The 21805-nt window shown below is 58.6% G+C and carries 17 protein-coding genes and 3 pseudogenes; 2 read left to right on the top strand and 18 right to left on the bottom strand.

Going from position 1 to position 21805, the window contains the following annotated elements; all coding sequences use genetic code 11:
• The 10 genes and pseudogenes from EXV95_RS18880 to EXV95_RS18835 form a co-directional block, all read right to left on the bottom strand.
• Positions 1 to 1332: an ABC transporter substrate-binding protein gene (locus EXV95_RS18880; protein ID WP_176888017.1), complete on the bottom strand. Its 1332-nt coding sequence runs from the start codon at positions 1330 to 1332 to the stop codon at positions 1 to 3.
• Positions 1333 to 1620: 288 nt separating this feature from the next.
• Positions 1621 to 2552: pseudogene (locus EXV95_RS18875) on the bottom strand (leucine zipper domain-containing protein).
• A 79-nt stretch (positions 2553 to 2631) separates the two neighbouring features.
• On the bottom strand, positions 2632 to 3525 hold the full coding sequence (locus EXV95_RS18870) for a LysR family transcriptional regulator (RefSeq protein WP_176888016.1): 894 nt from the start codon (positions 3523 to 3525) through the stop codon (positions 2632 to 2634).
• Positions 3526 to 3549: 24 nt separating this feature from the next.
• Positions 3550 to 4698 carry an ABC transporter substrate-binding protein gene (locus EXV95_RS18865; protein ID WP_176888015.1) on the bottom strand — a complete coding sequence of 383 codons (1149 nt, stop codon included), beginning with the start codon at positions 4696 to 4698 and terminating at the stop codon, positions 3550 to 3552.
• Positions 4699 to 4807: 109 nt separating this feature from the next.
• Positions 4808 to 6247, bottom strand: a complete 1440-nt coding sequence (locus tag EXV95_RS18860) for a methyl-accepting chemotaxis protein (protein ID WP_176888014.1) — start codon at positions 6245 to 6247, stop codon at positions 4808 to 4810.
• A gap of 46 nt (positions 6248 to 6293) precedes the next feature.
• Entirely contained in the window at positions 6294 to 7853 is a 1560-nt protein-coding gene (gene pyk, locus EXV95_RS18855; protein ID WP_176888013.1) for a pyruvate kinase, read from the bottom strand.
• A 9-nt stretch (positions 7854 to 7862) separates the two neighbouring features.
• Positions 7863 to 9140, bottom strand: a complete 1278-nt coding sequence (locus tag EXV95_RS18850; protein ID WP_176888012.1) for a glycerate kinase — start codon at positions 9138 to 9140, stop codon at positions 7863 to 7865.
• A 43-nt stretch (positions 9141 to 9183) separates the two neighbouring features.
• Positions 9184 to 10470: a TRAP transporter large permease gene (locus EXV95_RS18845; RefSeq protein ID WP_176888011.1), complete on the bottom strand. Its 1287-nt coding sequence runs from the start codon at positions 10468 to 10470 to the stop codon at positions 9184 to 9186.
• A gap of 98 nt (positions 10471 to 10568) precedes the next feature.
• A complete protein-coding gene (locus EXV95_RS18840; protein WP_176888010.1) occupies positions 10569 to 11102 on the bottom strand; it encodes a TRAP transporter small permease in 534 nt (177 codons plus the stop codon).
• 27 nt (positions 11103 to 11129) lie between these two features.
• Complete coding sequence (locus EXV95_RS18835; RefSeq protein WP_176888009.1) at positions 11130 to 12098, bottom strand: TRAP transporter substrate-binding protein; 969 nt, start codon at positions 12096 to 12098, stop codon at positions 11130 to 11132.
• A 697-nt stretch (positions 12099 to 12795) separates the two neighbouring features.
• Here EXV95_RS18835 and EXV95_RS18830 point away from each other — a divergent pair.
• A complete protein-coding gene (locus tag EXV95_RS18830; RefSeq protein WP_176888008.1) occupies positions 12796 to 14391 on the top strand; it encodes a methyl-accepting chemotaxis protein in 1596 nt (531 codons plus the stop codon).
• Positions 14392 to 14529: 138 nt separating this feature from the next.
• Positions 14530 to 14782 (top strand): annotated as a pseudogene (locus EXV95_RS18825) (transposase); the annotation flags it as partial.
• Positions 14783 to 14822: 40 nt separating this feature from the next.
• Here the strand turns inward: EXV95_RS18825 and EXV95_RS18820 are convergent.
• The 8 genes and pseudogenes from EXV95_RS18820 to EXV95_RS18785 form a co-directional block, all read right to left on the bottom strand.
• Positions 14823 to 15793 (bottom strand): annotated as a pseudogene (locus EXV95_RS18820) (IS481 family transposase).
• Between the two features lie 190 nt (positions 15794 to 15983).
• A complete protein-coding gene (locus EXV95_RS18815) occupies positions 15984 to 17747 on the bottom strand; it encodes a DUF3363 domain-containing protein (protein ID WP_255484800.1) in 1764 nt (587 codons plus the stop codon).
• 645 nt (positions 17748 to 18392) lie between these two features.
• Positions 18393 to 18905 (bottom strand): S26 family signal peptidase, encoded by a 513-nt coding sequence (locus tag EXV95_RS18810; protein WP_176888005.1) that lies wholly within the window; start codon positions 18903 to 18905, stop codon positions 18393 to 18395.
• On the bottom strand, positions 18902 to 19432 hold the full coding sequence (locus EXV95_RS18805; RefSeq protein WP_176888004.1) for a DUF2840 domain-containing protein: 531 nt from the start codon (positions 19430 to 19432) through the stop codon (positions 18902 to 18904). Before EXV95_RS18805 ends, EXV95_RS18810 begins: the two co-directional genes overlap by 4 nt.
• A complete protein-coding gene (locus EXV95_RS18800; RefSeq protein WP_176888003.1) occupies positions 19429 to 19692 on the bottom strand; it encodes a chromosome partitioning protein ParB in 264 nt (87 codons plus the stop codon). Before EXV95_RS18800 ends, EXV95_RS18805 begins: the two co-directional genes overlap by 4 nt.
• A complete protein-coding gene (parA, locus tag EXV95_RS18795) occupies positions 19689 to 20450 on the bottom strand; it encodes a ParA family partition ATPase (protein WP_255484798.1) in 762 nt (253 codons plus the stop codon). Before parA ends, EXV95_RS18800 begins: the two co-directional genes overlap by 4 nt.
• Positions 20451 to 20470: 20 nt before the next feature.
• A complete protein-coding gene (locus EXV95_RS18790; protein ID WP_370460103.1) occupies positions 20471 to 21472 on the bottom strand; it encodes a replication initiator protein A in 1002 nt (333 codons plus the stop codon).
• A 25-nt stretch (positions 21473 to 21497) separates the two neighbouring features.
• Positions 21498 to 21794 (bottom strand): helix-turn-helix transcriptional regulator, encoded by a 297-nt coding sequence (locus EXV95_RS18785; RefSeq protein WP_370460102.1) that lies wholly within the window; start codon positions 21792 to 21794, stop codon positions 21498 to 21500.
• Between the last annotated feature and the right edge of the window lie 11 nt (positions 21795 to 21805).

Below are 21805 nucleotides of genomic sequence, written 5' to 3'. Positions count from 1 at the left end.
TTATTTGATGAGCGCCGAAGCCTCGTTAGCAAGAGTTTCTGCGCGGGCATAATTTGACTTGGCTTTGGTGCTCCACATCTCCTCTAATCCAGTGAGCTGTTTAGCAATGGCGACCTCTTTCTTGTTTTTATTAAAGAGCTCAAGATATTCTTTGTTGTTAGCAGTCTTCTCGTCTACGAGCGGTGTAAACGCAAGATTACGTGCCTGAGTCAACAACTCCTGTGCCCGAGCGTTTGGTTTTACTCTGAATTTCTTCTCAGCTTCGTGAATTGCCTTCGTAGCCGCCTGAAGCTCCTTCAGTCTAAAAGTCACTGTTTGATCGAACAGGCTCACAACCAATGGGTATCGAGACTCAGAAAGTGCTGAGTCGAATTTGACTTTCGCCTTACGCGCAACCTCATAAATATTTGGATAATCCGATGGAACTTTGAGTTCGGCAACTGAATAGGGCAGTACCGGCAAGCGGCTTATTTTTGGATTAAACAGAAGCTGCTGCCCCTCCATGGACAGAGTGAATGACATGAAATTACTTGCCTCAACACTGTTTTTACCCCCGGCAACCATAGCGATACTCGCAGGCACCACAGCCGTGATGGTCGGATAGACAAAATTGACCGGGAAGCCTGCATAGCGTCCTGCCAATCCAAAAAAATCGATAACCAACCCAATCCCAAACTGGCCGTTGTTCACGCCGTCGGGCACTCCGAAGCTTCGATCCGTTATCGCGGCACAGTTACCCCCGATTTGCAGGAGTTGGGTCCACCCTTTCTCCCAACCCTCTCCTTGCAGAATCGTCTCAACGGTAAGATGTGTCGTACCCGATCGAGAAGGAGATGACAATGCCACATGTCCGAAGTACACCCCGTTGGTTAAATCGGCCCACTCCTTAGGCGCAGGTAATTTGTTCGCGTCCATGTAACGCTTGTTGGTCATGATTCCATAACCTGACAAGGCCTGCCCGAAATACATACCCTCCGGATCGTTAATAGGATACGAACCAATTTTCTCTGGTACAAGTGGATTTCTAACTTCTGGCACTTTTTGCAGAAGTTTTTCGCGAGCAAGCACTTCAAAAGCCACAACATCAGACGACCAAAAAACATCAGGACGTTGGCCGACCGCAGTCTCCCTGATATATGGAATGGCCGTGGTACCGCTTTTATTGAGAATTTCAAGTTTAATTGAAGGATTCTTCGCTTCGAACGCCTTCTTGTATGCGTCAGTCACTTCCTTTGGAAAGGAAGTGATTACTGTCACTGTCCCGGCTTGGCAAACTGTCACCGCTGCAAAAGCAATTGTTGCTGCAGCAAGCTTGATAGATAGCGCGCGCATGAAAAGTCTCCTATTGTTGTTGAAGGCAGCAAGAGATTAAGTTCGTCGTACGTATCTGACAAATCACACTTTTTGATGCAGCACATCAATCAAAACACTGGACGGGTAAACCCTAGATGTTGATTCAGCGCAGACCATATCAAAGGGGCCACCGGAGGAGCGATCCATTCAAGGTAGTCTGTGTGGCTGGGCCGGTAGCGATAGACTAGGAGGCTTGGCGGGACTGGCGCCAAAAAGGAAGCAGCGATGATCGATAAGTCCATTCGAGGGGACGCCGACGCGAGATCACTAGGTGCTGGGTTGCAATAGGTTGTTCCCGCGAAGCCGAGAAGCCGGAGGCTTGTAGCCCAATGCCAAATGCGTGTTCGGACACTAAAGTAGGTCAGGGCCGCAGACAGCCGATGGGATCGCTCAGCGCTATTGGCCCAGTTGAGACCGTAGGCGCATTCCCGCAAATAGGTCCGGACGAGGCGTTCAACCTTGCCGTTGGGTAGCCGCTTGCGAGGTTGGGTAAGCGTGTGCCTGCTCCCCAGAGCCAGACAGGTTTGATTGAACGATCTAAAACGGTGGGCTGAGCCATTACCGTAAAACAAGCGCTCGATCCTCACGCCCAAGCCCACGCAATGCGCCCCAGTAGACTTCAAGAACTTGACCGCCGAGCCTCTGCGCTCGTCGCTGTGCAGATAGCCGGCTCGGGACTGATCGTCAATGGCCGCAGGGGCGAACTCCCAACCCGCTCTAGCGAAGGAGTCCCGCCGATCGCCTGTGATCCGGCGGCCAACTCGCACGATGAGCCAGAGCCTCTTGGTGTCCGTGTGCCGTAGTTCACCAGAAACAGCCCGCCAGTAGCGCAGTACGAGATATGCAGGATCAAGCGCACTCAAACTGGAGAAACACAGGCGCCGCAGAATGCGGCTGAAGGTGGCCACACTACGCCCCGCCACGGCGGCTATGCCTCGCATGGGCATACGGACACGGCACAGTTGGTAGACGCGTTTGCCCAAAGCTTCATTGATGGTGCTGCGGATGCGAACAGGACGCGAGCTGTGGTCCATCAAGCACTGGACCGCCAATTGCTCAAAACGGAGATGCCACTTGCGTGCGGTGCGAGCGCCGATGCCGCCTGCCTTTGCCGCTGGTATCAGCCCAACCCCAGCGATACGTTGGATCTGTGATTTGCGCCCTTCAAAGGTCAATCTGGCATTCCCATAACTGTTCATCTGGTTGTTGCCACAGTGAGTTCGGAAGCGCGGCAACCCCAGTCTCCCAGACTCTTCTGGGTGAACAACTTTTGAAACATCACACCGAGTGCCCTTCACTAGGCCACACCTCGGCCAGCGCTTTGCGGCAAGCTGCGACCAGCACATCGTCCCGGCGAGTATTCTTAAAAATGAAGGACAGCGGGCAGTCCTGTACCGTATCCGGCCAAATAAACACTTCTCCACGCAGTTGGGCCTCGATCGCCAAGTCTTGGCGCATTGTGGCCAAACCCACACCGGTTCGCACCAGACTCACCATCGATGCTTCCTGGTCGGCCTCAATCACTGGCGTAACGCTCAGGCCGCGTTCGGCAAACATGGTGCGGACCAAACGATGTTGTGAGCTGTGAGCGGGCGTACCAATCCACGGCATAGCGGCCACTGCGGCCCAATCGGCCTGCTGCATGCGTTCGCTCCATTCAGGTGGAGCAACCACCACATACTGCAGGGTGCGCATCGAAAAGCTACTCACGTCGGGGTCGAGCACCTGGCCGATGTAGAACCCACCGTCAATGTCCCCCGCACGCACGCGTTCCAGCACCCAACCAGAAATGCCATGCTGGAGACGGGCTTGCACCTTGGGAAAATAAGCTAGCAGTGCGCCCAAGAAAGAGCCCAGTCGTAGGGTGTCGGGGTCGATCACAGTTCCAATCACCACATCACCTGCCACTTCGCCGCGCAAGACGCGGGCATGATTGAGCAGCTCCATGGCGTCAAACAGCGTGCGCTCTGCCAAAGGGAAAAGTGCACGTCCTTCGCTGGTGAGCACCATACCGGTGGGCTGACGTTCAAACAGCAGCACGCCAACTTCTTGCTCGAGCGCTTTGATTTGTTTGGATACTGCGGGCTGCGTGAGATGTAGCTGCTCTGCGGCACGCGTGAGGTGACCCAAGCGAGCGACCGCCAGGAAGGTGCGCAGTTGATATATCTCCATGGTGTGCAAGCATCATTGTGGAACTTAGCCCACCAACTTGCCTTTCCTAGTAAGCACCGTCAAATCGGTGTAGCGCATGCCATTGCGAGTGCGTGGGTCAATTTGCATCCGGAGCCCCCCAAAATCCATGGCGGGCAGGTTGATCAACGCTGCGCTGACCTGCGCATCACTCGGTGAGTCTGGCGCACGTTTCAAGGCTTCGACCAAAACTCGTGCATAGACGTAACCTTCCATACTGAAGTAGTTGGGGTCGGGTGCGTTGGTTAGTTTCGCCAATGCGCGGCGATAGTCACGGACCAGGTCAGTTTTCTCCGAATAGGGAGAGGGGTAGACCTGAGAGAACCCGATACCTGCGGCCACTTCAACGCCACAGCGCTTCACAACCTCAGAAGGATCAACCACTGACATACAGAATAATCGGCTGGCGGTATTCAGTGGGCGAAAGGCTTTGATGAATGCATAGACAGGGTCGCCAACGGCCACCATGATCAGCGCTTTTGGACTGACCGCAGCGAGTTGTTTGGCCGCCTCGTTCAGTGACATATCAACGCTGTTCGGACTTTTGTCATAGGGAACCTTTGCAAGAAGTTTGGTGCCATTGGATGTGGCTGCCTGTTCAACAGCTGCCAAGCCGGTTCGGCCAAATGCATCGTCCACATACAGCACGGCAACGCTGTCCAAGGACATGCGCTGCGCCTGCCCCACCAACTCTGAGAGTTCACGCTCATAGGAGGTGCGTAGATTGAGGATTCCAGCCGCACCTTGAACTTCTCTGGCTCCGGTTAATGTTCCCACTAAGGTGATACCTTGCTTAACCAGCACTTCAGATTTAATCAGGGCCATAGTGTTAGCAGTACCGCGATAAGCGATTAAGGCAACAGGTCGGTCTTGAGCGATCAATTCTCGGGTGAGTCTCTCGGTTTCTTCGGGGAGGTATCGGTCATCTTTGCTAACCAAGCGTAAGGTCTGACCTCGAATACCGCCAACCGAATTCACTGCGAGAAAACATGCCTCAACACCGGCCTTAAGGCCTTGCCCCAAATCGGCTCCATTGCTGCCTGACAAGGACGCCACTTGACCCACAACCAGTTCTTTGCCTGCACAAAGTCCGCTGGTGTTCCAGGGTCCCAACACCAAGCCGCTGACGGTACCGAGGACGCGGCGACGGTTCATGTGCGATGAAAATCTCGTCATGTGTTGAATCTCGACTAAGGGTCACGAAGAACAAATACGGTTTATCGAAAGGCCGACTGTTACTTACAGCCGGCCACAAATTCAGTTCTCAAAGTCGGTTGGCGTCCATCCCGAATCGCATCGCGCCCCAGTGTTTTCCGCCAACATATAGGGGAAAGGAAAGATCTGACACCACATCTCCGTTATCGCGCAGGTAAGTCACAAGCAAGTAACGATCGGTATGGTTTTTTACAGCCTTCTGTGAAGCTGCATCCACCATCTTGCGTTTGTCGCGGCTGTGCTTGAGATCGTGTTCGTAGTCGCCTGTGACCGGCTGCGAGTAAATGCCATTGTGTGCAGGGACATAGCCATTCACATCCAAAGCATTACAGTAAAAGAGAATTCCAATATCGGCCACGATGTGGTCGTAGAACGGTGTCATGACGCGCGCAAATTCGATGTCGTAACTGGTTCTGAATTTGGGTGGATCGGTGTGTGGCACGTCTTGGTACTGCAAATCAAATATATCCACGCCACGGGCCAGTAGCTGCTCTAGCTTCTCTACCACTTGCTGGTGATAGCGAGTGGCCCTCCGAATGACGGCATCCAGTTTGTCTCCGATGGCCACACTGACCGCCATGGACTGCAAGGACTCAGCCCGATCCGACAACAGCGCTACCTCCAGCGCTGCAGCCTCGCTGTCCGCATCAATTTTCTGGCTCAACAAGCCGATTCGATTCACGAGGGCACCAGACTCCAGCGCGGCTTGAGCCACCTCTTGCACCGATTGGCTGATGGCTATGGCCGCAAGTTGGATGGATTCAACGTGCACCACCTGTTGCGCAACATTGCTGGCCTCTTGCGTGATGTCACGATCGGCCTCATGAACGCCTTGTAGCATGTTGCTCATTTTTTTGTTCGCACTGGCCATGGCTGCAAGCACTTGACTTACCGTGCCGTCAATAGACTGCACGGATTGATTGACTTGCTCGGCGAGCTTCTTCACCTCGCCGGCCACCACTGCAAAACCACGCCCGACGTCGCCCGCGCGGGCCGCTTCGATGGAGGCATTGACCGACAACAAGCTGGTCTGCCGTGCAACACTAGAAATCAAACGCATTACCTCTTCAATTTTTTCAGTTTGATGTTGTAGGTTGTGTATCTCCGTTGCCGCACTGTCGATCTCATCTCGTAACTCACGCATGGCGCCAGACGCAGTAGTGAGCCGCAAGGAAGTGGCTTTGCTGGTTTGCAGGTGTTCGCTGCTTAGGCGGGCAATCAGGCCGCTTTGATGCAACACTCCATCAATGAGTGCCGATACATGGCACTGGTGCTCAGCCACTGCTTGCGACAAGGCTTTTTGTTGTTTGGCATAGTCGGCCGTGGCGCGTATCGACTTAGCCAGCAATGCGCATTTGACGGCCATCCAAATCACCGTAGCGCGCAACAAACCAATCGCGCCTTTTAGATCTCCGTACGAGCTCCAAAAGCCACGCAAAGCAGCGCTCCACCCAGCGCCTGCTTTTGAATGCGGTTGTAAGGACGGCATGGAATTCACCGTCAACCGAACTGAAGCCGCAAGGGCCAGCGAAGCTTCATACCGCGTTGTCTCGGATGGCCCAGTAGTCCTTGCGCAACATCACTTCGTACTCCCCCAGAGGATGTGCCGCCATCATTGGCGTGACTAAACGTAGCATGTTGGTAGCGCCAGGCGTGCCAAATGGCATGCCAGCAACGATGGCGAAGGCGCGGTTTGCGGTGTCAGCACAAAGTCTGTTAACGGCGCTTGTGGCAAGGGCCACCATATCGTCGACATCTGCAGCATCACGCGATACAACCGGGCGTACTCCCCACACTAGTGTTAAACGGCGTGCTGTACTGGTGTTGGGTGTGAGGCCGATCAAGGGGGTGAGTGGCCGTTCATGGGCCACACGCAAGGCACTGACGCCTGAGGAGGTGTAAGTCACCGTGGCAGAGAGCGGCACGGTTTGCGCTACCACGCGCACCGCCGCGCCAATGGCGTCGGTGGCGTTGGCTTGGGTGCGGGCTGTAACCGAAGCCATGAGGCGCTGTTGGCGTGGGTCGCTTTCCACACGCTCAATGATGCGCGCCATCATGCTGACGGCTTCGATAGGGTAACAACCCGAGGCCGATTCGGCAGACAACATCACAGCGTCCACTCCGTCGTACACGGCGGTTGCAACGTCCGAAGCTTCGGCGCGTGTGGGCGAGGAACTCCCGGTCATGGATTCCAGCATTTGTGTGGCAACAATCACTGGTTTACCCATCTCACGCGCCAATTGTGCGATGCGGCGTTGAACGCTGGGCACGTCTTCGGGTGGCAATTCCACCCCCAAGTCGCCACGCGCAATCATGACAGCGTCAGACGCTTCTAAAATCGCCGGGAGGTGCTCGACGGCCGAAGGTTTCTCTATCTTGGAAATGAGTCCGGCGCGGCCTTGCACCAGTTCGCGCAATTGCACCACGTCGACTGCGGTTTGCACAAAACTCAAGGCAATCCAATCTACGCCAAGGGCCAGACCGAAGGCCAAATCCTCAATATCCTTGGGCGTAAGCGCGGGCATAGGCAGAACGGAATCGGGAAGATTCAAGCCCTTGCGCTCAAGCAAACGGCCGGCCACCTCGCTGCGCACCCGAACACGGGTCGAGGCACCATCGCCCTTGATGGACAGTACTGTCAGGCGGAGTTTGCCGTCGTCTACCAGGAGCTGATGCCCAACCGCCAGGGAGCGGATCACCTCCTCATGGGGCACTGGAACTGGGTCGCTGGCAAGAGTTTGATGGCTACCGAAAACCAAGTCCAGCTCAGTGCCTCTTTGCAACTCAATCGGTTCTATCAAGCGACCTACACGCAGTTTTGGACCTTGAAGATCGAGTAGTGCACCCAAAGGGCGATCCAGTTCAGTTTCAGCGTCCCGCACCCACTGCAGACGCAATTGATGATCGGCGTGGCTGCCATGGCTGAAATTCAGACGAAACACATCCACGCCAGCGCGTGCCAAAGCCACAACATCAGCGAAGCTACGGCTAGCAGGGCCCAGAGTGGCCACAATCTTCGTGCCACGCCACGGGCGCAAGGGTAGACGTTGGGTCAGTTCTTGTGATGCCGGTGCGGCGGCTTGAATGGTTAACATAGGGTCACCTCAGGTTATGAGCAAAGCGCGAAAGTCGTTGACATTCGTTCGAGTGGGGCCTGTGGTGATGAGATCACCTAAGGTGGAAAGAAACGTGTATGCGTCGTTGTTGTCGAGCAATGCTCGCGGGTCGAGTCCAAGCCTTCCAGCACGTCGTAGAGACTCTGGATCTATGATTCCCCCAGCGTTGTCTTCCACTCCGTCAATGCCATCGGTATCGCATGCGATGGCGTGGATACCCTCCTGTCCTTGGAGCTCCAAGGCGAGTGAAAGCAAGAACTCACTGTTGCGGCCTCCTCGGCCGTTGCCTTGCACCGTGACGGTGGTCTCGCCACCCGAAAGCAGCAGCTTCGGCGTTGCTCCGTTGGTCATGACGCTGCGCAATCCCATAGCCATTGCCGCTTGCGCCTCGGCTACCTTGCGGGATTCACCTTCCACGGCACCGCCCAGGTTGATCACGTCCAGCTCCAGTCGCTTTGCCTCAGCAACTGCTGCATTCAACGCCAGTTCGGCAGTGGCAATGACCTGCACATGACGCGGGCCATAGCCACCTCGTTGAACAGAGGGTTGTCGGCGTAACACCTCAATCACAGCAGGCGGTACATTGATTCGATGCTTTACTAGCACCGTCAGAGCCTCTAGCGGGCTGCTGAGGTCAGCGACGGTAGGGCCAGAGGCCACGACCGCTGGGTCGTCACCAGGCACATCGGACACGACCAACGTATGCACGGCGGCAGCTCCGCAAGCTTGCGCCAAGCGACCGCCTTTGATACGGGACAGGTGTCGACGCACCATGTTCATCTCGCTGATTTTTGCGCCGCTGCGCAACAAGCCCACGTTCACGGTCCTCAGGTCCTCCATCGACAGGCCTTCTGCCGGCAAGGTGATTAGCGATGAGCCACCGCCCGAGACCAGGGCCAGCACTAGATCATCGGGACCCATGTCCTGAGCCATCGCCAACATTTGCCGCGCGGCAGTGGCACCTGCATCGTCTGGCACGGGGTGACCAGACTCCACGACCTTGATACGCTCGCACTGGTCGCTGTGTCCGTAGCGCGTGACCACCAAACCAGTGAGCGGGCCATCCCACACTGCTTCTACAGCGCGCGCCATGCGAGCAGAAGCCTTGCCTGCGCCCAGCACCAAGGTCCGCCCCTTGGGACGCGGCGGCAGGAAGCCTGGCACGCAGTTCAGGGGATCTACTGCGCCGAGTGCGCTATCGAACAGGGAGCGCAGCAGCGCACGCGGAACGATGTCCTTCGTGTCAATTTTTTGCAGCATTCGCATCACCACTCCGAGAGCAAGTTCAGTTTGCAATATGTCATAGCGCTCACCTCGGAACTCCGTACACCAAGTCTCGCAAGAACAGAGAAATCGGCGGGAAGTAAGTGATGAGCATCAGACAGAAGACGATCACCCCTACAAAAGGCAACAACGAAGTGACTATTCGGTCCAGCGAAATCTTCGCAACAGAACAAGCGGCAAAGAGGTTCACACCAAAAGGCGGAGTGATCATGCCTAGCGCCAAGTTCACAACCATGATCGTGCCGAAATGCACTGGGTCAATGCCGAAGTGAATGGCAATCGGCGCCAGTATGGGAGCCAAGATGATGATGGCAGCAGACGTTTCGATGAACATGCCAATCACGAACAGTGCTGCGTTGACGCCAAGCAAGAACCAAGCGGGAGACCGCAAGACCTCGGTCAGCCATAAGCCCAACGCCTCGGGAATGCCCGCGCGGCTGATCAGGAAGGAGAACAAGCCCGCACACGCAATGATGAACATGATCACTGCGGAGGAAATCACGGACTTCTTGAAGGCGGCATGCACCGTCTTGATGTTCATCTCACGGTAAATGAACATCCCGACCACCAGGGCATATCCCACCGCCACCACCGAAGCTTCGGTGGGCGTGAAGATGCCGCCATAAATGCCACCCAGGATGATGACGGGCATCAGCAACGCCAGCGCCGCTTTCTGCGTCGCATCGACAAACCCCAGTCGGCCGTCTCCATCGTTCTTCCCCAGCCCCTTGATCTTGCAATACACATATACAAACAGCAGAAGGCCGCCACCAATCAATAGCCCGGGTCCAAATCCTGCAATGAACAGCTCACCGATTGACACTTCAGCTGACACGCCGTACAAGATCATGGGAATGGATGGCGGGATGATCACGCCCAGTTCAGCCGACGTGGCTTGAATGGACGCCGCCACCGGCGTCGGGTATCCATGCTTGACCATGGCGGGAATCAAGATAGCGCCAATCGCGAAGGTCGTGGCGACCGAAGATCCGGAGACTGCTGCGAAGATCATGCAGGTGAGCACGCAGGTCATGGGTAGACCGCCCTGAACGCCACCCACAATGGACTTGGCGAAGTCGACCAGTCGGCGTGAAATGCCGCCGGTTTCCATCAAATTGCCAGCCAGGATGAAAAAGGGGATAGCAGCCAGCGGGTACTTGTCGATCGAAATGAAAAGTTGCTGTGCAACGACGATCATTGACAGGCCCGGGGTGGCTCCTACGGCAGCCACACTGGCCAGGCCAATGGCGATAGCGACGGGTACGCTGAGTGCAAAAAGCACCAGCATCGTGCTCAACATAAGAGAGCCCATGAACATTCCTTATAGGTATTGCTGCGCCCTCCGGGTCCAGCAGACCAGGGACGAAAGCGGGAGGGGGCGTCACCAGCGCGTCGTGCGCTGGCGGAGGATCAAAGCGCGGTATCTAGCTCGTTGCGCAGCGGATCAAAGACATGCGCGAGCACTGCGATCACCGCGAACAGGGCGCCAATCGGGATTGCCAGGTAGGCCCAAGCGATCGATATCTCCAGGCCCGCCACGTTTTGAAATCGGATGCGCCATGCAATAAATGCACCCCAGTAAATCATCACCGCCAGCATCACAAGAGTGACCGTGGCAATGAGCCACTCCAGTTTTTTCTGCCACACCGCAGGAAGTTTGCGGTGCATCAGATCCACCGACACCATGGCTCCATTGCGTAACGCCACGCCTACGCCCATGTAGACCATCCAGATCAAAGCGAAGCGCGTGAGGACCTCGGTCCAGTCTGACGGCGTATCAAGAATAAAGCGGGAGAACACCTGGAACAAGCCGCAGAACACGGCGAGGACCAGCATCGCAACAGCAGTGTTAACGGCAAAGCCGGTGCTGCGTTTGTCTAGGGAAATCAGGGCAACGGCCCAACCCGATCGGGCGTTTGATGCCGCGCTATCAAAGGAACTCATGGTCAAATTCAGTCCGAAAATGCGGGTTTACTTGACATCCCGAATGCGCTGGATGTTCGCCTCACCAAAACGTTTGGCGTACTCGATGTATGCAGGCGCAAGAGCGGCCTGGAACTTGGACTTGTCCACATCCATAACCACGTTCACGCCCATCGCCTTGAGTTCGGCAATCCCGGAGTTCTCGACCTCGTTCACACGTTTGCGCATCGCCGTGGCCCCAAACTTCGCCGCGTCTTGCAGCGCTTTCTTGTCAGCAGCAGACAGACCACTGACCATGGACATTGAGGCCAGGATCAACGCTGGCGAGTACACATGGCCTGTCAGAGATAGATTCTTTTGCACTTGCCCAAACTTGGACGACGTGATGACGGGAATCGGGTTCTCCTGACCGTCGACCGTCCCCTGCTGCAACGCGGTGAACAGCTCCGTGAAGGCCATGGGAGCTGGTGACGCCCCGAGTGCACGGAAAGCCGTCATGTGCACGGGGTTCTCCATCGTGCGCAGCTTCAGACCTTTCAAGTCTTCAGGCGTGTTAACCGCGCGCTTGCTATTAGTGAGGTGGCGAAATCCGTTCTCTGCCCAAGCCAACGCCACGATGCCTTTGGCCTGAAATTTGGATAGCAGGTCTTGCCCAATTGCCCCGTCGAGGGTCTTGCGAGCGTGGTCGTAATCACGGAACAGGAAGGGAACGTCCGTGATCAAGGTTTCGGGAACGAAGTTGCCCACAGGGCCGGTGGACGTAAGCACCAAATCCAAGGTGCCCAGTTGCACGCTTTCCACCATCTCGCGCTCGCCACCCAGAGATCCTGAGGGAAAGATGGAGATTTTGTAGCGGTTGTTGGTCAGCTTGGCGAACTCGTCCGCAAACGCCTGTGCTCCCACCTGAAAGGCAGAGGTGCTGGACTGAGGGTGCCCCATCTTCAGCGTCGTTTGAGCGAAGCTGCTAGCGGCGGTAGCTACAAGAGCCAAAGTGGTCAGAAAGCGGTTTATGCGCATGAATGTCTCCAGAGTTCTTATCCAAAGTTCGGCGCAGTCTGCGCCAGAGCCACGGATTGTGGAGATTGGTTTGTTTGGTATCCAATGGCCATTCTTCATGTGCCGATGCGATTCAGGAATGCTGCACTGCACACTTAGACATCGCCAGATATGGTCTGCGCAACCTCTGCGGTCATGCTCAGTATGAGATAGCGAATCCAGAAAGCCAATGAGCTTGAGTAGCGCATCTCTCTCCCCGAAAGCTGGACGCCTCGGACCTATATGCATGCCGCTGTGTCGGGTTAAGCTGACTTATTGTTGTGAATCGCCCGGTCCTAGCTAGACACCTTCGAGCTTCAGACCTCAGGTCCAATAGGAGGTGCCATGACTCAGCATCAATAACCCGAAGAGTTCAAGATCGAAGCGATCAAGCAGATCACGGAGCGCGGCCATCGGATGGGGGAACACAAGAACTTGTGAATCCTAGCTACGGCAGCCTGTCTTGACTTAAATCAATTTCCCATCTTCCCGTGCACTGCTCTGTGCAGACCACCTTTAGTGCGCACCGCCACACGCATAACATAAGCACAGAAAAAACACATTCAGCTTCATAATCTTAAAGAGACTATTGCTAGCAGGATTGCAAATCCCGCATCAAGGGATCTCATGCGTCAGCAAACACGATGACCTAAAAAATACTCCGTAACAGAAGTGCTCCATGAAACTCAGCCTCAAGCTTCCCTTGGCCTTTGCCGTATCTCTGCTGCTGCTGCTTGCTGCGGCGCTTTTTGGCATCAGCCGCCTGAACCACGCGCTGGACACATACCAAACAACCGTGGCTCAAAGCTTCGACAACGAGCGATTAGCATCGGACATGCTCAGTGAGTTCAAGGTTCAGGTTCAAGAGTGGAAAAATGTGCTGCTGCGCGGTAAAGACCCGGCAAAGCTAACGCAACACTGGGCGGAGTTCGAAAAGCGAGAAAAAGCCATCAACGAACAAGCCCAGAAACTACTTGCACTCCTTCCCTCCGGCGAAGAGCGCGAGCGCGTGGAGCAGTTTTCGCAGTCCCATCTACGCATGGGGATCGCATACCGCAAGGGCTTTGAAGCCTTCAAGGCGGCCGGCCATGACCCGCAGGTCGGCGACCAGTCCGTGGCAGGCATGGACCGCGAGCCTTCGCAGTTGATCGACCAAGCAGGTGATTTGATCGCCAAGACCAGCAGTCAAGTGGCCACCCGTGCAGCGACCGCCGCGCAGCGTGCAACCACCATCAGCCTGGTGGTCATGCTAGTGGTGTGCGCCCTGGGCATTGCAGGGGCCGTGGCCTTCAGCCGCAGCGTGGTCAACCCCCTGGACAACGCGGTGCGCGTTTCCCAGGCCGTGGCCAGTGGTGACCTGACCATGGCCAAGCCCATCGAGGGCAAAGACGAAATTGCGCTGCTGCTCAATGCCTTGCACACTATGCAAACGAGCCTGTCGCGCGTGGTGAGCAATGTGCGCAACAACGCCCATAGCGTCGCATCGGCTAGCACCGAAATTGCACAGGGCAATAACGACCTCTCTGCCCGCACCGAACAGCAGGCAAGCGCCTTGGAAGAAACTTCGGCATCTATGGAAGAACTCAACTCGACCGTACAGGCCAATGCAGACAACGCCCGCCAGGCCAATCAGCTGGCCGTGAGCGCATCCTCAGTGGCAGTACAGGGCGGTGATGTGGTTGCGGAAGTAGTTGCCACCATGAAGGGCATTAACGACAGTAGCAAAAAGATTGCCGACATCATTGGTGTGATCGACGGCATCGCATTCCAGACCAATATTCTCGCGCTCAACGCGGCCGTCGAAGCGGCACGTGCAGGCGATCAGGGACGCGGTTTTGCCGTGGTGGCCAGCGAGGTGCGCGGCCTTGCGCAGCGCAGCGCCGAAGCTGCCAAGGAGATCAAGGGCCTGATACACGCCAGTGTGGAGCGCGTAGAACAGGGCACGATGTTGGTGGATAAGGCCGGCGCAACCATGACTGAAGTGGTTGCTTCCATCCGCCGCGTTACCGACATAGTGGGCGAGATTAGCGCTGCCAGCACCGAACAGAGCTTAGGCGTAGCGCAAGTGGGGGAGGCCATCACACAGATGGATCAGGCTACACAACAGAACGCAGCGCTGGTGGAGCAAAGCGCGGCAGCAGCCGATAGCCTGAAGGTGCAGGCACAGCAACTGGTGGATGCGGTGGCCGTTTTCCGGCTGTTGCAAAGCGATGTAGATACAAACATCTCGAGATATGAGCCCGCGCGGCATGCACCACGGCTTGCCAGAGCTTGAAACCAACAGGAGCGGCGTGAATACGCCAGCCGCAGAAGTGTGAATGGTAAATTGCCCGGGGGACTTTTGCACGAATCCCTCCGAAATGTACTTAGCCAGCCTCAAAGCCAGACAATAAGCGAATGAAGGAAAAGCAACCTGGGACTGAGCCGCATCGTCAAGCGCCCCCAAAAGCGCGGATTTCTCGATGTCCTTGAGCAAGTGGCTCCCTGAGCTTAGTCCAATCGAGCGTTACGCGCCCGAGAGTGGACGCCGGGGCCAGCAGGCCTTTTCAGTGCGGACCCAGCTGCGTATCCATTTCATACAACACTGGTTCAAGCTCAGTGACCCATTCATGGTGGAAGCATTGCACGACGTGCCTGCCTTTAGTGACTCTGCAGGTCTGTTCCACTGAGACGAACAGATACCCAGTGAATCGAGCATCCTGCGCTTTACGTGTCGCATCCCGGGCGATCATATGGCCGCTTGTGAAACAGGTGCGGGTGAGTCTGGTACCACTCTTTCATGGCTTGCACGGGCGTCTTGCTCTTGAGCGCTGACTGCGGCAACTGCTGGTTGTACAGGGTCACATAGCGCAGCAAGGTTTGCTCCATATCCTCGCGACTATTGAACCGGTGGGTCTTGAGCACATCGGCAATGCGGCCATTGAACCTTTCGACCATGCCGTTGGTTCTTGGGGTTCTGGGTTTGGTCAATCGGTGCTCTATGCCCAGCTCCTGGCACAGTTGATCGAATTCATGGTTGCCGCTGGGTTCGCGTTCCTTGCTGGCAAATAACCTGTCCGTGAACTCCTTGCCGTTGTCGGTCAGCAGCTTGGTGATCCTGAGCGGACAGGCCTTGTGCAATGCCTTGAGGAAGGCCTGTGCACTGGCAGCGGTCTTGTTGGCCTTGAACTGCACGAATACCCATCGCGTGGCCCGGTCAATGGCCACGAACAGGTAGCGCCTGCTGCTCTCGTCCTGCATCTGGGGCAGGTACTTCACATCCATGTGCACATAGCCAGGCTCGTAGCTCTTGAAGGCCTTGTGCGCTACCGCAGGCCCCTGGGGCTTGAGGGCGTTGATGTTGCCCGCTCCATAGCGGCGCAGGCATCGATCCAGGCCCGAGCGCGAGACATGGGGGCAGATGAACTCCCGTGTCACGGCCAGCAGGTCATCCAAAGGCAACAGCAAGGTACGCCGCAAGTGAACCACCACTGCTTCTTGCGCTGGCGTGAGCACTGTTTGCAGGTGATGGGCCGTGTGCGAGCGATCCCCAAAGACCTCGCGCTTCTTCCACTTGTAGACGTCTGCTCGGTGATCCCAAAGCGCTGGGCCAGGACACTGGCGGTCTCGTTGCTAGCTGCGATCTCGGTACGCACGGCGGGCGTGGTGCGGGCGTTCTTGTGCAGGGCTATCAACATGGCTTGGCTCCCGGGGGCGATTGCAAGGACTCTATCAACTCCTTCAGAACGGATCGGGCCATGAAGAGCGGATAGCGTTTTGGATCAATGCAATCGTCCGGGATGCGACAGCTAGCGAAGTCGCGATCTCCCCGGCTAGTTGTCTTCTTTCACGACTGTGACTGTTCGCAGCTGACTACGCGGGATGTCGTCAGATTCCGGTGCCGCGGCGACGTCCAAGCTGCCACGTGACAGACTGGTCGTGCGAGATTGCCGAAACTTGCTGGCCGAGCCGATGTTCGACCACCGGCCGCCAGGGCACGAGGCTGAAGTGCATGCCGTCGTCCAGAATGGCGAAAGGGCCGCTCGCGAGCTGGATGCGTTGGCGATAGATGCCGCTAACCTGACTCCCGTTGTGGACCGGGTGGTATCGGTGGCCGGTCTGGGCCTCCAGCGCTTTTCCGGCCGCGGTCAGATCCCGCTCACGCAGAGTCGCCAGCAAGTTGTTCACGAGAACGGCGCGCTGGCCGCGCCACTCGGCAAGTCCCTGCGTAGCCAGAAAATCTACGCGCTCGCGCATTGCCTTACTCACTTGAGCCCCAAAGCCCTGGCTGGCTAGAGCCGAACCATCGCCCACCAACTGCTCGTCCAGCCAAGTGGCACCCACGGCGCGTACTTGCTTATCAATGGGCAGATACGACCGCAACTCAACCGAGAGCCCGGAGGACCTCTGGACATCATGCTGCCTGGTCATGTGCAACAGATTGGGCGGCACCTTCCAGACGCCATCAGCGATGCGCTCCACGATGCCGACGCGGCGCAGTGCTTCGAGTCGGCGAACGTGCACATCGACAGTGAACTGCGGGTCAGGGTTGTTGACTTGCTTCAGCTGCACCACATGGTCGGCAGTCTTGTAAAGGCCGTCTCGCGCGATGGTTGCGATGTGGCGATCCACTTGCTTCTCCTGGCCTGCCGGCCTCGCCTCTACGATGCCGTGCACGGGCAGTTGTGTGAGGTCAGTACCGACAGGCAGTTTCAGGTAGTGCGCCCGTCCGTCGATTCCGTCGATCACCAGGTAACCGCGGTCGTGCAGCTCGTCGGCCAAGCCCTTGCCTGCGATCCGACCGATGACGGGGGAGTTCGGCCGATCATCGATTGCGGGTTCCCGCCACTGGCCTTTGAGCACCCGGCGCACCGTCTCCAGTGCTTCTTCGCGCTGGCCCATGAGGCCGAGCGTGGCTGCCATCCCGGGCTGGAGCTTCCAGCGGTTCGCATTCGTCCTCTCTGCCAGGCCCATGCTTTCGAGCCGCTGCAGCCGCGCCCGCAGCGCGTTCTGACGCTGCCGGTCTTGCTGGTTGTCCGTCAGGTCAATGCCATGGACACCCGCTTGCCGGATCAGCGCTTGATCCAAACTGGTGAACCGCTGCTGGTCGACCTCCCGCAGCAGACTCTGCCGGATTTCCGCCTCGGTGCGCGGACCCAGCCATTCAGTGGCGATCTCGCTCGCGCGCAAGCGCATGCCGTGAGCCATGTAGTCTGGGGCGATCACGAGATCTTCTCTGCCGCTGGCAGGCCCCCCAGTATGGCCGTTCAGCACGATATGAGTGTGCGGGTTGTCTGTGTCCCAATGGTCCACGGCCACCCAATCCAATCGGGTCTCCAGGTCGATCTGCATTTGGCGCATCAACTGGCGGGTGAAGCCCTTCAGATCCTCCAGTTCCAGGCCATCCTCGACCGAGACGATGAAGCGGAATTGGTGGCGATCGTTCTGCCCGCGTTCCTGAAAAACCTTCAGGTCGGCGACATCGGTGTCGGCACCGTAGGCCTGGCCCTTCTGCCCGTCCCGTGTGACGCCATCACGTTCGATGTAGCGCAGGTGAACGGCCGCCGAGTTCGGGCTGGCGCGCCGCAACACAACGAACCGGGACTTGATGACCACACGCCGCGCGTTCGGCCCCAGGCGCTGGCCGACCATGGCCGCCGCAACACGACCGCGTCCGAGGACTATGCCGGGTCTGGCGAGACTCTTGCTGGACGCCTTCGGGCCCGTTCTCGATAACCTCTGAAGGACCTGTGAAACGAAGCGCTGAGATCGCGGGCCAGCGCACGACTGCGGTGCCGCTGGACTAACCCGAAAGAGATCCTCATCACTCTGAGCCACGGTAGCTCCATCGCATCATGCCGCAGCGCAGCGGAAGCGGCACGCGGCGGACGCAACTGACACGCCAATTCCGGCCATTGCGCGGCACGCGCAAGACTCCTTGCGGTGCCGCCGCAACCCCACGTGCAGCCTGGCTACGATGGGCACGACGTGCCACCCCTTTTATCTGGCCCTCCGTCTCCGCCTCACGCATCCGCTCCCGAATCCCACTCGCCGCTAGCCGCTCGCCGGTTGCGCAACGCTGCCCCGGGGGCAGCGGCGGTGCAGCGAGTGCTGCACGCTGCAGCCGAAGCAAGGCTTCGGCTGCAGCTTTTTGGCACGGATCGCGCACGGCTGGGCACTGTATCGGCACACGAACAATGCAAGGTCGGCGCATGCGCGGGCCCCTGGCCGGCGACAGCCTGGACGCAGTCGCCGCGCAACAGCCACGCAGATCAGGACGCAAGAAGGCACGCCCGCTCATTGCGCACCTCCTGTCCAGATCGGCTGTGCGTTACCAAGCACGGCGGACGCATCGATGGGGCCGAAGTAGCGGCTGTCGAACGAGGCCGGCTGCACGTCGCTGAGCAGAAACAGTTCACCATCCTTCAGCACGCGGCATTGCCCCCACGGCTGCAACGGACGGTGTTTTCCATCGTGAGCGAGCGTGGTCGTCATTGCGGCGCCGTCGATGTGCACTGTCTGTTCCCGAACGCAGACCGATTGCGGAGCAACGGCACCGATGCGCTTGAGGATCGGCACACCTTTGGGCAGGTAGCCACGCTGCGCCGCGAACGCGGCCACATCTGCCGGAAGCCGTACCAACACGATGCTGCCAACGTGCAGCGCGACTGGCGGCCCGATGAGGTACCAGCCGCGCGCCACACTGTCGGTCGGGTTGTAGACCAAGCGTGCCTCAATCGGCACTGCAGCCGGTACACACAGTGCCGCAACGCAGATGCCCATGCAGACAAAGAGCAGGCGGCGCGTCATTGCAGGCCCTTGCGCGCCAGGTGCGCCGCATGCCGCTCGGCGGTGTACGCTGGCAGCGGCTGCCGAGCAGCCAGCCGGTTGCCGACCGTGCACCAGTACGTAGTGGCCGTTGCGCACGGGTTAATACCCAACGCCTCAATGGCGTCCACCGCCCCAAGCACCTCCTTGACCTGCGCTTCGCCGCTGGCGTGCAGCAAGATGCGGGCACCGGGCAGCACACCCGCGATGCGCTGAGCGTCCTCAAACGGTGTCGGTGCCTGCATCACCATGAGCTGCCAGAGCGCCGTTCCGTAGTCATTGCCGATCCATTTCACGCGACAGCAAATGGCGCCCGGCGTGAACATCGCCACCCGCCGCCAGCGGTCCAGCAGGATTTCGGTAGCGGGCTGCCCAAACCGTAGCCAGACGTTCACGCGATCTTTCACAAAGGCGAGTGAGACACGCATGCGGGTGGGCCGCTGCGGAACCATCGCCTGCAGCGAAGCTTGAGGTGCGAGCGATGCCATAGGTGTGCTCGGCGCCTTCATGTCCCATCTCCCGGGTACTCGCGCTCCAACAGTTCTCGCAGCATGTCCGCAGCGGTGAGGCCCCGCTGGAATGCAATCACCTTGATCCGCCCGCGCAGCGCCGGCTTCACATCGATCGTGAGCCGCGCGGTGTAGCTCGATGTCTTGGCCGCTGCGTCGGATGCGTCCGCCTGCCGCACCCAGGTGGATGCCGGGTCGGCGCCAGGTCGGCGCCCAATGGCAGCGCGGCCTTGCTTCGTAGGTTGCACCGACTTGCTCATCCCAGCACCTCCCGCACGGCCTGCGCCAGCGCCGTGATCTCGCGCGCGGCCGTGCACTGAGGCGCTACTTCGTACGCCAACCGCCCTGCGGCCACGCTGTCGGCGAACACGATGCGCTGCGCGACCTCGGAGGCCAGGGCTGCGAACGGCTGATCTGCGAGCGCAGCGCGCGCCTCGCGCCCGATCACCGTACCGACGACGCGCCGGTTGATGACAAACGCCGCACGCAACTGCGGCCGGAATACGCGGGCTTCTGCGATCAGTTGGACCATCTCGTGGCTCGCCCAGACGTCATAGGCGCTGGGCTGCACCGGGATCAGCACAAGGTCAGCAGCCAGCAGAGCAGAGCGTGCGAGGGCCGCGACACGTGGCGGCCCGTCAATCACCACAAAATCCGACTGCAAGGCAATCTGCGGCGCTTCCTGGTGCAGCGAATCCCGCGCCAGCCCAAACACGCCGTACAGCCGTTCCTGGCCGCTCTGGAGCCGCCTTTGCGCCCAGTCAAGGGCCGAGCCCTGCGGATCCGCATCAAGCAACGTAACGCGGCCTCCCTGCAGGGCCAACTCGCCGGCGAGGTGCGTGGCAAGGGTGGTCTTGCCTGCCCCGCCCTTCTGGTTGAGCAAGGCTATGACTTTGCCGGGGCGGTTGTCCGGCTTTTGTTGTGGACGGTTTTCGGATGTCGGGCCTGCCTGATTTGCAGTCGCCGAACCACTGCCTAAATTTTGAGCAGCGTCTACTCGCGCGCGCGTGACTTCCATTTATGTATCCCTTTAGATGTTTAGGGAGTCCCCAAACCGTTACTGGGCGTGGCTTTGCGGTAGGTCGGTGCGGGCGTTCCACCGATAGTTCTGCGGGTGATCACCCGAGGGGCGTGCGGGTGATCCACCGAGCCCGTCCACACGCCATCCACAACTTCATCAACAGAAGGTGTGGATAAGTCGTCCTGGCAGGGGTCGGCAGGGCTGGGTCGGAAGGCCAGCCACTCGACGCCGCCGCGGCGCTCCATCGTCAGTCGGTAGCCAGGCAGCGCCTGTCGCCGAGCCAACTGGCGCACCTGGATCGCGAAGTCGGAGGGGCGCTGCAGGCTTCCCGACTTCAGGTGCAGGTGGCGCATGTCAAAGCGCCAGCCACCCGGCTGCCGGCCTCCGTGTTTGCGCACCACTCTGTAGAGCCAGCGCTCAATCCCTCCTGAAAGTCGGAAGTACGTCGGGTCCAAGGTGAGCACCAGGGCCTCGTCCATCACCCCCGAAAAGAACCAGTCCGCCAGGATCAGCTCAATGCCGTCGGAGCGGCCATCTGGGCGTATGTACTCTTTCCACTCGTTGATCCAGGAGAAGCGGTGCGTGCGCCTGGCCCCGTTCGGTCGCTCGCGCTGGCGCAGCGTTGTGGCCACGGTGGTGGACTGCAGGCGGTCGAGCGCGGCGCGCAATGCCATGTAGTCGCTGCGGCCGGTGCCCCGCTCCGCGAAACGCAGGATCTCGTAGGGCGTGGCCACCATCAGGCGCGAAGGCGCAATGCCTTCTTTCTTGGCCTGCACGATCTGGCTTGCCGCCCAAATCAGGACATCGGCATCCCAGATGGTGGCGATGCCATGCTCAGGAACTCCCTCCACAGTGAGCGACACGCCGCCGGCTTCGAAGCGGATCGGCACCGTACGCGGTGACTTGGCCAGGGAGAAGAATGGGTAGGCCATCAGGTCCTGCGCATCGCGCAGGGCCATGTCGCCTGGAAGCGCGCGGAACAGCGACAGCTGTTCGCGTTCGCTTGGGCGCTTTGACACGTTGCTCTCCCCCACCCTGTACCGATCAGCGGACAGAGTCGCGCTGGACGTAGCCGGGATCGGAAGTCATGCCATAGGCGCGGCTGTCAGCCCAGACGCGCAGATCGGCGGCCGCGTAGACCACCCGAGCGCCGAACTTGCGGAACCGCGGACCACCGCCCAGCACGCGTTGTTTCTCCAACGTCCGTGGGGACAGCCGCAGAAACGCGCCAGCTTCCTCAGTAGTCAGGAACGCTGGACTGTCGGCCACGTCGGGTGTTGCGCGTGCCTGTGGCGAATGCCCAGGTGCGCGGGTGGGGAGCAGAGAACTGGCACTTGCCATGACGACCTCCA

It is taken from the genome of Acidovorax sp. JMULE5, from assembly GCF_013376875.1.
GTDB lineage: Bacteria > Pseudomonadota > Gammaproteobacteria > Burkholderiales > Burkholderiaceae_C > Acidovorax > Acidovorax facilis.
The sequence above is the reverse complement of the archived record's forward strand: the minus strand, read 5'-3'. Positions and strand labels throughout refer to the sequence as shown.